The organism is Oryzomicrobium sp., assembly GCF_036820405.1.
Taxonomy (GTDB): Bacteria; Pseudomonadota; Gammaproteobacteria; order Burkholderiales; family Rhodocyclaceae; genus Oryzomicrobium.
In genome coordinates this window covers 106,283-117,350 of sequence record NZ_DAISLS010000007.1, presented here as the reverse complement: position 1 = coordinate 117,350, position 11,068 = coordinate 106,283, and the positions used below count along the sequence as shown (strand labels likewise).

Sequence of the window (11,068 nt, the reverse complement as noted above, 5' to 3'; positions counted from 1 at the left end):
GTCGTGAATGCCCTTGAAACCCTGCTGTACGAAGTCTCGAAGTTTTTCCTCGCCCCCGTGCTGGTGGTGCTTTGCCTGATGTTCGCCTACGCCCTGTTCATCTTCGGCACCCTGCTGTTCGACATCGCCCTGCGGACGCTGCGCGGGCGCGGCCGCCAGCCTTTGCACCGCTTTGCCGCGGCGCGCCCCGGAGCCAGCCAGGAGTCCCTGGAACTGCACCTGCTCAAGCTCATCGAGCCCCTGCGCATCACCAGCCGGATCGCTCCTCTGCTCGGACTGGTCGCCACCATGATCCCCATGGGGCCGGCCCTGGTCGCGGTGTCCGCGGGTAACGCCCAGGGCATGGCCCAGAACCTGGTGGTGGCCTTTTCCGCGGTGATCGTCGCCCTGCTGGCGGCGGCCATGACCTACCTGGCCCTGACGGTACGGCGGCGCTGGCTGCTCCAGGAACTGGACGAGTTGCTCACCCGGCGCAGCGCCACCGCCGCGGTGGCCGGTCTGCCCGTGGCGATGCCTGCCCACCTGGCCGAGGTGGCCCATGGCTGAGCGCCGTCCACTCAACGTGCTTGACGACGACGATGCCGACGACCCGATCCTGAGCGTGGTCAACATCATCGACGTCTTCCTGGTGATCATCGCCGTGCTGCTGGTGGCCGTGATCGAAAACCCGCTCAACCCGTTCACCCTGCAGAACGCCGTGGTCATCAAGGACCCGGGCGAGCCGACCATGGAAATGGTGGTCAAGAAGGGGGACGAGCTGACCCGCTACAAATCCTCCGGCCAGATCGGCGAAGGGGAGGGAGCCAAGGCCGGGACCGCCTACCGGCTCAAGGACGGCCGCATGATCTACGTGCCGGAGTGAGAGCGTAGCCTTTCCCCGGTGCGCCTGGCGGCGCCCCGGGGCCGTGCGCCTCAGCGGGCGGCGGCGGAGACCTTGAACTGGGCCATCAGCCGGTTCAGGGCCTGGGCCGCGCCGCCGGTCTGCTCGGCGCTGCGATGGGATTCCTGGATTGCCGTGCGCACCGTGTCGGCGCTCTCGGCCATGGCTTCGATGCGGTTGCCGTTGGTGCGGGTGGCGGCGGCCAGTTCGTCGATGGTGGCGAACAGGCGCTCCAGGATGTCCTGCACCTCCTTCTTGTCGCTGGCCGCCTCCATGGCCAGCTTGAGGCCTTCCTCCAGTTCGTCCATGCCCGAATCCATGGTGCTCACTGCCTCCTCGGCCCGGTGCTGCACCGTGGCGATCATGCCGCCGATCTCCTGGGTGGACTGGGCGGTGCGGTCGGCCAGCTTGCGCACCTCGTCGGCCACCACGGCGAAGCCCCGACCCGCCTCCCCGGCCCGTGCCGCCTCGATGGCGGCGTTCAGGGCGAGCAGGTTGGTCTGGCTGGCGATCTCGTTGATCACCGTGACGATGCGGCCGATTTCCGAGGCGCTGTCCTTCAACTGGCGGATGGTTAGGGTGGCGGTCCCCACCGACTCCCGGATCTGGCCGCTGCGCGCTTCCACCAACTGGAACTGTTCCCGGGCCTCGGCGGTGGCCTGGTGCACCGCCTCGCGCATGGTCTCGACCTCGGCGCTGGCGGAATCCAGCTCCTCGGCCTGGTGGCGCATGCTGGCCAGGGTGTCCACCAGGGTCTCGTGTAACTGGCCCGAGGCGTCCAGGGTCTTGCGGCTGGTGCCCTGCAAGGCGGTGTTGGCTCGGCCGATCTCCTGGTTGGTGGCGATCACCCGGCCGATCAACTGCTCCAGGTTGTCGATCAGGCTGTTGATCCACTGGGCGATCACCGTCGCCTCGTCGCCCCGGCCGTCGGGGCGGGGCAGGCGCTCGGCCAGGTTGCCGCCGCCCTCGGCGATGGTGCGCAGCACCCGGCTGGTGTCGCGCAGCCGGTGCGACAGGGCGGTGGCCCCCAGCCGCTTAAAGAGGAAGGCGCCGCCCAGCACCAGTACCAGTTGGATGAGGGCGATGGCGGCGAAGGACAGGTCGGTGAGGCCGTGGATGGCGGCGCCCGCGCCCCACACCCCCAGGGTCATGGCCAGGTAGAGGCGCGACAGCTGATAGCCGACGCTGCGGTAGCGGTAAACCTCTTCCAGGTCGGCCTCGCACATCATCCCCCAGGTGTCCTTCGAGCCGGGCATGGCGAAGGTGACGCCCTTGCCGATCACCGGGATGTGCCGGTAGTCCGAATAGCCCGGGTAGGTGACGAACAGGTTCTGCCCCTGGCGGATGGTTTCCCGCACCCCGGGGTGGAGCTGGCCGGTGGCCGGGTCGTTGAAGACCACCTCGAACTCGGTGTGCTCCTGGATGCGTACCGTGCCGAAGTCGGTGCGCACCCCCTGCTTGAGGTTGTCGCCCAGGGAGAAGGTGCTGTCCTCGAAGCGCGAGCGGGACAGGGCGGTGCCCGGCTTGATCGACGGATCGAAGCGGGACTGGACCATGAACAGGTAGTTGTCGCCGGACTCGTGGAAGATGTGCCCGGCCTCGCGCTGGATCAGGTCGCCCACCACGTCGTTGGGCACCCGCGCCATCAGGGCGGCCTTGTTCCCGCCCACCGCCAGGGGGCGGTAGAACATCAGGGTGACGGCGTCGTGGAAGGCCGAGGTGGACGGCCCCAGGGCGCGGGTCGCCGGATCAACGTAGGGGCCGTGCAAAAAGCGCTCCGTGAGGCCCACCGCCACCGCCTTGGCCGGCAGGTCCCGGGCGCCCACGCGCTCGGCGCGGGTCGAGGCCAGCACCGCGCCGTCGGCGCCGATCACGGCGATCTCGCTGGCGTCGCGCAGCAGCTTCTGCTTGTCGCTCAACAGGCTGGCGGGCACGTTGGGGTAGGCCCGCTCCACTTCCCGGGCCAGGGCGTCGAGCTGGTCCCAGGTCTGCTCGGCCCAGGATTGCAGGATGCGCACCCGGGTGGCGGCGAAGCCCTCGAAAGCCTGCTCCAAGGCCGGGTAGCGGTCCTTGTTGAGCCAGGTGCCCCAGCCCATGGCCAGCTTGCCGGTCTTGCCCAGCCAGGGCAACCAGGCCCGTTCGGCGGGGGAGAGTTGCATCGCGTCGCTTTTCAGCATGGCGTCCTCGTATCGGAGAGAGTTCGGGTTTTCTTGCCAGGAGGATTAGCAAGGGCTGTTCCATTTTTGGGCGTTGGCGTTAATTCCTTGATCCAAAGGATGAAATGGCAGTTTTGCGGCTTTATGATTATGGCATCCGCACCATGACGGTGCCAGTCGTCTGCGCCGGGACGGGGCGTCCGGGATCGCATGCACCACGGCGGTGCGCGGCGGCGCTCAGGAGGCCGGCGGGGCTTCGCCCGGGGCGCGGTCGCGCTCGTGTTCCCCCACCACCTCGGGGGCGGCGGCTCGCATCGCCTCCACGAAGAAGCGCAGCCGGGCCGGGTAGAAGCGGGCGTAGGGGTAGACCAGGTTCACCGGCAGGGGCGCCGCCTGCCAGCGCGGGACGAGTTGGACCAGGCGCCCGGCGGCCAGGTCGTCGGCCATCACCCAGGCCGAGCCGATGGCTACGCCCAGCCCTTGCACCGCCGTGCTGCGCAGGGCGTACAGGCTGTCGGTGCTCAGGCGCGGGGCGATGGGGATGCGGGCGGATTCGCCGGTATCCAGGTGGGTGAGGCGCACCTCGTGGCGGTAGTAGGTGCGCAGGGCCAGCCAGGGCAGGGCGGCCAGGTCGGCGGCCCGTTCCGGCGGCGCTCCGTTGCCGAGCAGCGACGGGGCGGCCACCACGATGCGCGGCACTTCGGCGAGCTTGATCGCCACCAGGCTGGAATCGGCCACTTCGCCCACCTGGATGGCGCAGTCGATGCCCGCGGCGATGAAATCCTGGATGGCGTTGTCGTCGTGCAACAGCCACTCCACGGTCATGCGCGGGTGGCGCCTCAGGTAGTCGGCCAGGGGCTTCACCAGGCGCTCCTGGCCGAAGGCGTGGGGCGCCACCACCCGCAGGATGCCTTCGGCCTCCTCGCTGGCGCCGCGCAGTTCCGATTCGAAGGCGGCCCAGCCGGCCAGCAGCTCCCGGGCGTGCTCGTAGCAGCGCTCGCCGTCGGCAGTGAGGCGCATGGAATGGGTGGAGCGTTGCAGCAGACGCGCCCCCAGGGCCCGTTCCAGGGTTTGCAGGCGGCGGCTGGCGGTGGGCTGGGTGATGGCCAATTGGGCCGCCGCCGCCGACAGGCTGCCGGCCTCGACGATGCGCACGAAGGTCTGCAACAGCTCGATCCGGTCCCCCGCCCCGGTGGCGAAGGTGGGGGCGGCGCTGCCGGCGGGGGGGACGATGATGGGCTGTTTCATGTGCTAAACGTATAACAAATCTTCGGGTCATGCCACTACCGCAAGACAAGGTCGGCGACCACACTTGCGCTCCATCGAAACACCGAATGGACCTTGAAGGAGCGCACCATGTCATCCATCCATACTTCGCATAACCAGGCCGCCCTGGCCGGGACGCACGAGCCGGCCCCCCAAGCCACCACCGCCACCACCGCACCGGCGGAAACCTCGCTCGGGCCGGGCCTGGTGCTGCTGCTGGCCGCCGGCGCGGGGCTGTCGGTGGCCTCCCTCTACTACAGCCAGCCCATGCTCGTCGTCATGGCGGCGGACCTCAAGGCCGGAGACCAGGCCATCGGCCTGGTGCCGACCCTGACCCAGCTCGGCTACGCCCTGGGCATCCTGCTGCTCGCCCCCCTGGGGGACCGCCACGACCGGCGCCGCATCATCCTGGCCAAGGCCTCCTTGCTGGTGGCGGCGCTGGCCGGGGCGGCCCTGGCCCCTTCACTGGCCGTGCTGCTCGCCGCCAGCCTGGCCATCGGCCTGACCGCCACCCTGGCCCAGGACATCGTTCCCGCCGCCGCCACCCTGGCGCCCAACGCCCGGCGCGGCAAGGTGGTGGGCACGGTGATGACCGGCCTGTTGATGGGCATCCTGCTCTCCCGGGTGGTCAGCGGCGTGGTCGCCGCCCAGGCCGGCTGGCGGGCCATGTTCGGCCTCGCCGCCCTCGGCGTGGCGGCCATCGGCGTCGCGGCCTGGCGCGGCCTGCCCCGCTTCGCCCCCACCACGGCCCTGCCCTACAAGGCCCTGCTCGGCTCCCTGTTCGACCTGCTGCGCCGCCACGGGGCGCTGCGCCACGCCGCCCTGGCCCAGGGACTGCTGGCCATGGGCTTCAGCGGCTTCTGGTCCACCCTGGCGGTGATGCTGCACGGCGAGCCTTTCCACATGGGCAGCGCGGCGGCCGGCGCCTTCGGCCTGGCCGGGGCGGCGGGCGCCCTGGCGGCGCCCTTGGCCGGCCACCTGGCGGACCGGCGCGGGCCGGAACTGGTCACCCGCCTCGGCACCGGCCTCACCGCCCTGTCCTTCGCCCTGATGTGCCTGGCGCCCCTGCTCTCGCCTGCGGCCCAGCTGTGGCTGCTCGGCATCGGCACCGTGGGCTTCGACCTGGGCGTGCAGAGCACCCTGATCGCCCACCAGACCATCGTCTATGGCATCGAGCCAGGGGCACGCAGCCGCCTCAACGCGGTGCTGTTCGTCGGCATGTTCATCGGCATGGCCGGCGGCGCCTCCCTGGCCAGCGCCCTGCTCGCCCACTGGGGCTGGATCGCCGTCACGGGCATGGCCACCGTGACCGCCCTGGCCGCCTTCGCCGTGCGCCTGTGGCCGGTGCCGGCGGGCGAGGCCTGAGGGGGGGCGGCCGCAGCGCCGTCAGGGCAAGAACCCCGCGTAACGCGGAGTTCTTGCCCTGGGAAGGCCACGGACATCGACGCGCCGTGTTGCGTGCGCTTCCGTCAGGCCGGTGCGTGACCCGCAGCGCACCGATGCGCTGAACCAATGCGTCGCAGTCGTAGCCCTTGGCGACCATCACGGCATCGGTCTTGAAGCACTCGATCAATGCGGCGCCCTGGGCAACATCGGCCGCTTGTCCGGGAGTCGGGATCACGCGGATCGGATTGCCCAGTGCATCCCGCAGGTGTGGCCCTTGGTGGTCCGCCCGCCGTTCGATTAGATCGCCCAATGGGTGCAACGGCCGAAGACCGGAAGCTCCAGAAATACAAAGCCCGGCATTCGCCGGGCTTTGCTCACCTACTCCTATCATGTTCTCGCTCAATAAATTCTTGAAATCACATAATATCATGTGGTTGCAGTCAGTGTTTCAGATTGTGAGTTCAATTCCCTAAGTTTTTAGACCTTGGGCGAGGATGTAATTGATTAATTTTTCAGGCTTTCAAGAGACTATTGTTTGGTTCGTAGCTACAGGGTGTCGGACGGAGCTTTGATTTCAAGATACTCAAAGTGTGGGAATGGTCTTCGTGAGCCATGCGCGATCATGGCGTTCCAACCACATCAATCCATTCCCCCGTACAGATTTCAATGCCGTGATAGATACCCCTCGCATCGTATTGAACAATTCTAGGGCATGGGCTCTATGGCGATCACGCAGGCACTCAAATCGCCGTACTCTCCAGACATCCCGTAAAGCTTTATTTGATGCTGCAAATGCTCGGATAAGGCTCTTCTTCAAACCTGTTCTCTCCGCGATTTGCCCGTAATCGTCGCCGGCAATCAGCATACTTCTGAGCTGTTCCTTTGTCTGGTCGCTCAGCATTCGAGGCCGGTGGTTGTATGGCACACCGATCGACTCCAGCCACCGACATGCTTGGCATAGGGGTATCCCTGTTGCTTTGGCCGCACGGCTCACCGACCATTTTTCGAACTCAACTAGACGCCGCAAAGCCTCACGGCAATTGCCAACTACGGTATCAGCTCCGTTGGAAATTTTTTCCTGCGCAGCAGTTCGATATGTGTCAATGAAATGTTCTACCGAGTCAAATAGGAACGCGATCAGAACAGCATGTTTTACTGGGTGGTGCAGCCCGGGGAAACGTCTGGTCAACAAACCAATGACCCCCGCGTCATTTTGGTCAGCATCGGCCAGAAAGTTGAAAGCCGGTATGGTTGCGAGCTCGCGGTAACCCGCTGTTAGATGCCGCATCATCACCAACGTGCGGAGCGATCCATCAAAGGCGGCCCATCCGCGATCTTGCGCGGCTTGCCGATATGCGATTCTTAGGCGTTCATCATCAAAGGCGACTGAGATCTGGGCTATGCTCGCACTTATCGAAGCGATACGTGCCAGCTTTTCGATCGAAGCAGCCCTGAGTCTTGGCAGGTGTTCCCACTCGCCACTGGAATGATCCTCCGGCAGAGTCCAATCTCGAAGTTGGCGTGGCTGCGAGTGGCCCACCAGGTGTCGGAGCGGGGTGTCGTGGCGCCGGCAAATCCAGACGGATGGCCACTGATGCTCCATAAGCCACCGAGAAAATCCCAATTCATCCAAGTCGTGTTGTATACACTTGGGACATGCTTTTAGCGGATGAGACGCACCGACACGACTGGCCATCAATCCAAGCAGGTGCTTTGGCTCCGTCATTCGCAGATCGCAAAGAGCTTCTAACGCTCGCTGGTAGCGTGGCGAGGAAATGAATGGCGCATAATATCCCAGCAGCGTTCGTTCCAATGCCAACGCTTCCGGAGTGCCTAGGCAGCTGCGAGTCCTCTTGCAAAGCTCCGACAGATTCTTTGGGAAATCATGCTTTAGTGAGGGACGATGAGTTCCGAATAGCTGGGCGTATGAATGTCCTGTCATCGCGTTCCCGCTTAGCCGGTGGTACCGCGCACACCAAGAATACAAAGTCTCACCTTCCATCAACGAGGGAAGGTTGATTGGTAGATCATCGAATAGGCCAGTGTTGGCGTTCAGGAATTCCGCCATAGTCGGTGTCGTCATGCCATTCCGGCGAATACTGGCGATGTATAAGAGATCCTTACCCCTGTTTTTTGATAGCCACGTCCTACCTTTTGATACGTTTTCCCAGGACAAGGGCCTAGCCAATCACGAGTTATTCCATTGGCCGCCAGTTGTGTCGTAAAAGGGGCGATGGGAACAATGGCTGATGCAATGAGATAGTTATAAACATCAGTCACCCGGTGATGTTCGAGCCCGGTGGCCTCAGTGATAACGGTCCGGGCAACGGCTTCCCCATGATGTCGAGCCATCGCCCACATGACTCGACGTGCATAGAAGTGCCACTGGGATTCCTGCAATGTCTTGCATGCTGCGCGGGTTTGTGGAAAGGAGATGGCATCTGGCCAAGTGACTGGCCGCATCTCCGTGTTTTTGACCAGTGATGCAAACGAAACTCGAGTTGGTCGCCCGGCCTCGTTAAAGAGGCGAGTGGCTGTCTTTTTAATTTCTTCTGCCCAGTCAGCATCCCTCGAATGCACCTTAGCTGACGACCTTCCTCTTTTTTGAGCAGACTTAGAGCTATGCCTGTCGATGGCCTTCTTTAGTATCTCTATGCCATTTTTTGATCCAGCAACGGTAATTCGTTTCATAGCTCCGTAGTGTTGGCGCCACAAATCCTTGATAGACAAGTCTTCGGCTATTGCAGTCATCGCTAATCGTTCGACAAGGGTATTCAGTCCGTCCGTATTGCGATTCACTGGGATTGCAGAGTGCAAGCCGGTAGAGGGGGGCTGAATGAATGTGGTGCCAGCAACTTGGGGCTGGATCGACGTCAGCTTTGCCAGAAATGTTTCTGCGTCCTGAAATAGGTAGTTTGAGAGCAATAGGAGCCGACTCAGAGGGATTTCAATGGCCACTCCTGTTACTCCGAGAAAGCTAAGCAATCGCTTGGTCTTCCCATTTGCGTACGCGCGGTCCAGTTGCGCCAGGAGCGTCGGCGTGTAGTGCGATTCCATGGCAGTTTGAAGACTACGCCGGTCGACTTGTTCCTTGCCGCGGCGGAACCCCATCTCGAGCGCTCTTTCGCGCAGAAGCCTGGGCAGGGTATTGACGACCAGTCCTTGCGGTATGTGGGCCAACACGAAGCTCGCAAACCTCGCGATGTCCTTTTCCGTACTGGATGCGACGTAATCAGACTCCCCTGGCTCGGCAAGCTCGAAACGGTATCCGCAATAGCAGCCCTGCCAGGGGGAGAGCGTCATATCTTTCGGCGATTCGATCGGGCAGCCGCATTCTGGGCAGTGATCTAGCAATATTTGACCGTGCTTCCAACAGGCGCTCACGGCCGGAATTTGGTGTGATCGATGGAGGTAGGCTGTATCGAATTGACTTACATCTTCTTTCACACATTGAAGGCAAATTCGGGTTGATCCCGATTCACCTGCGCTCCGTCGACCGTAATCTATTGAATTCCTATTTGTCGTGCCCGAAGCGAAGAGTCTGCTAATGGGGAGTAAAGTGCCTTCGCAGAGTAGTTTCTCTAGATTGACATGCGGGTCACCGGGAAGCCTTTGTGCCAGTGCTTCGATTCGCGGAATGGACAGGTTGGACATCGCAAACGGCGATGTACTGAACAGCTCTGAGTAAGTTTCCCGACTAGTGGCATTCCCTCGCTCGATGTGGAATCTTGTGATGCGTGACGCCAAGGATTCATCGGGCAGTGATGCGGGGAAAAACGGCAGAATTGGTCTTTTGCTACGGAGTATCGTGGCCGCAGAAGCGGATTGGTTACCGACGTAGGCTGGACGCATGTGGGCTCCCTTCTATGAGGGTGATTCAGGCAACATTTCGGAATGTGTCAAAACCATTGATCAGGAATTTCTTTAGTCCGTCATTGCGAAGGTCGTCGTCGCCGCACTCGGCTTTCGCCATGGCTTGTTTTTTGTTGGTCTTGGCTCGTTTTGCAACAACCTGTTTTGCGATACCCTGCTCTCGGGCATGGGGGTTCCTCGTTCGCCGAACTGGATTCAGGGACTCTGATTCAGGTTCGGTAGGCTGAAACGACTTGCCACCGTAGTACTCGACAGTTGTCTCTGGGGATACACTCTTCGGCCTGGCCGGCACCAATCCCCATTTGCGGGCATAGTGCTCACAGCGAACGTCCTCAAAATCCAGCAGACGCATCGGATCTCGATTGGCGAACCCTTCGATGAGATCGCGATCCTTTTGAGAGAAATCAGCGCCTTCATAAGCCTGCTCGAGATGTTCCAGGGTGAGGGCTCGATCATTCAAGTCAAGAGCAAGCCGTTGCGCGGAATGGCATATCCTGCATGCGTAATCACGGAAGCCGCCGCTATATTTGAAGAGGATTTCGCCCCCTTCATCGCTGAAAGTCATCGGCTCGGGAAGCACGTAGTAACGCCACACGCCCGGCGCAATGCATTTGTGCCAATCAAATTCATTCAGCCCGATGGGTTCGAAGTCAAACGATCCGGCCGAACTCGTGCGCCGAACATCCTGAGAATAGCGATCCAATGCCCCGAGACCGTAGGGATTGCCCATCAGGACTATCGGTATCCCGAAGTTCAGTAGACGGAGAAAGAACAGTGCAGCTAGGCCGCCATGCGCCATTCTGGAGAAATTGCGCTGTTGAAGTTCGTCAATCACCAGGACTCCGACTGCATGGATTCTGAGAATGATGCCGACGTGGACGGCGAGTTTCTCGTTACTCAGGCGGATTAGAGATGGTTGCGTCGAATAGCTGGTCCCGATTGCTTCATCGATTGCGCAGAGAATATTGAGCAAGAGCCCACCAAGTGTGCCGTCATGTGACATGGGGACATACAACCATACGAGTTGTACTAAGTGCGACCAGCCTGCATCCTTATTTTCCGGGTGCACGAAGCACTGCGGCAGCAGTCGAAGCGAATTCTTAATTTCGTAGCTTTTCCCCGTTCCCGTCTCTCCGGATACACGGATGCATTGGGCGTAGGCGTCAAACGATGGAAGCTCGGATAGCTGTTTTCCGCGACATCCGGCCACTGCTATCGTCTCCTTCCGCACGCTCAATTCCCGTGGGTCTCTCGATAAATAACCCCGACGAATCATGCGGAATAGCCTGGTTGTTAATTCCAAGGTGGCCGTTGTCGGCTCGAACAGTCGTTCTTGCATAAGATCGAGCAAGACGTGACGCTCGCTGTTGCTTAGGGTCGCCACATCGATTCCATCGAGCGGTGAATACCGGATGCGCGGCAAGATATCGTCAACCTGGAGCGCAGCTGTCAAGGGGGACAAGAACGGATGGTTCTCATCGGTGAACTGTCCGAGTCCTATCGCCAT

Annotated in this window: 8 protein-coding genes and 2 pseudogenes; 3 read left to right on the top strand and 7 right to left on the bottom strand. The window is 62.2% G+C overall.

Annotation, left to right across the window (positions count from 1 at the left end; translation table 11 throughout):
- Nucleotides 1–3: 3 nt before the first annotated feature.
- Together V7Z98_RS08105 and V7Z98_RS08100 are read left to right on the top strand one after the other, a co-directional pair.
- The gene (locus V7Z98_RS08105) at nucleotides 4–546 is read left to right on the top strand and encodes a MotA/TolQ/ExbB proton channel family protein (RefSeq protein WP_334157610.1); all 543 of its coding nucleotides are present in this window, start codon (nucleotides 4–6) and stop codon (nucleotides 544–546) included.
- Nucleotides 539–862, top strand: coding sequence for a DUF2149 domain-containing protein (locus tag V7Z98_RS08100; protein WP_334157609.1), 324 nt, complete (start codon nucleotides 539–541; stop codon nucleotides 860–862). Before V7Z98_RS08105 ends, V7Z98_RS08100 begins: the two co-directional genes overlap by 8 nt.
- Before the next feature lie 50 nt (nucleotides 863–912).
- On the opposite strand, the gene V7Z98_RS08095 is transcribed toward V7Z98_RS08100, so the two are convergent.
- Nucleotides 913–3,057, bottom strand: coding sequence for a methyl-accepting chemotaxis protein (locus tag V7Z98_RS08095; RefSeq protein ID WP_334157608.1), 2,145 nt, complete (start codon nucleotides 3,055–3,057; stop codon nucleotides 913–915).
- 216 nt (nucleotides 3,058–3,273) lie between these two features.
- On the bottom strand, nucleotides 3,274–4,284 hold the full coding sequence (locus V7Z98_RS08090; RefSeq protein ID WP_334157607.1) for a LysR family transcriptional regulator: 1,011 nt from the start codon (nucleotides 4,282–4,284) through the stop codon (nucleotides 3,274–3,276).
- Nucleotides 4,285–4,392: 108 nt separating this feature from the next.
- Between V7Z98_RS08090 and V7Z98_RS08085 the strand changes: the two genes are divergently transcribed.
- A complete protein-coding gene (locus V7Z98_RS08085; protein ID WP_334157606.1) occupies nucleotides 4,393–5,667 on the top strand; it encodes an MFS transporter in 1,275 nt (424 codons plus the stop codon).
- 604 nt (nucleotides 5,668–6,271) lie between these two features.
- On the opposite strand, the gene V7Z98_RS08080 is transcribed toward V7Z98_RS08085, so the two are convergent.
- The 5 genes and pseudogenes from V7Z98_RS08080 to V7Z98_RS08070 form a co-directional block, all read right to left on the bottom strand.
- A complete protein-coding gene (locus V7Z98_RS08080) occupies nucleotides 6,272–7,228 on the bottom strand; it encodes a TnsD family Tn7-like transposition protein (protein WP_293263962.1) in 957 nt (318 codons plus the stop codon).
- Nucleotides 7,229–7,249: 21 nt separating this feature from the next.
- Nucleotides 7,250–7,690 (bottom strand): annotated as a pseudogene (locus V7Z98_RS17865) (TniQ family protein); the annotation flags it as partial.
- Between the two features lie 77 nt (nucleotides 7,691–7,767).
- Nucleotides 7,768–8,991 (bottom strand): hypothetical protein, encoded by a 1,224-nt coding sequence (locus tag V7Z98_RS08075; protein WP_293263961.1) that lies wholly within the window; start codon nucleotides 8,989–8,991, stop codon nucleotides 7,768–7,770.
- A gap of 66 nt (nucleotides 8,992–9,057) precedes the next feature.
- Nucleotides 9,058–9,540, bottom strand: a pseudogene (locus tag V7Z98_RS17860) (TniQ family protein); the annotation flags it as partial.
- 25 nt (nucleotides 9,541–9,565) lie between these two features.
- The gene (locus V7Z98_RS08070; RefSeq protein WP_293263960.1) at nucleotides 9,566–11,068 is read right to left on the bottom strand and encodes an ATP-binding protein; all 1,503 of its coding nucleotides are present in this window, start codon (nucleotides 11,066–11,068) and stop codon (nucleotides 9,566–9,568) included.

What these genes read in the sequence shown, in the direction of transcription:
- V7Z98_RS08100 (WP_334157609.1), top strand. Translation starts at nt 539, where the DNA reads ATGGCTGAGCGCCGTCCACTCAACGTGCTTGACGACGACGATGCCGAC.
- V7Z98_RS08095 (WP_334157608.1), bottom strand. Translation starts at nt 3,057, where the DNA reads ATGCTGAAAAGCGACGCGATGCAACTCTCCCCCGCCGAACGGGCCTGG.
- V7Z98_RS08090 (WP_334157607.1), bottom strand. Translation starts at nt 4,284, where the DNA reads ATGAAACAGCCCATCATCGTCCCCCCCGCCGGCAGCGCCGCCCCCACC.
- V7Z98_RS08085 (WP_334157606.1), top strand. Translation starts at nt 4,393, where the DNA reads ATGTCATCCATCCATACTTCGCATAACCAGGCCGCCCTGGCCGGGACG.
- V7Z98_RS08075 (WP_293263961.1), bottom strand. Translation starts at nt 8,991, where the DNA reads ATGACGCTCTCCCCCTGGCAGGGCTGCTATTGCGGATACCGTTTCGAG.
- V7Z98_RS08070 (WP_293263960.1), bottom strand. Translation starts at nt 11,068, where the DNA reads ATGGCGATAGGACTCGGACAGTTCACCGATGAGAACCATCCGTTCTTG.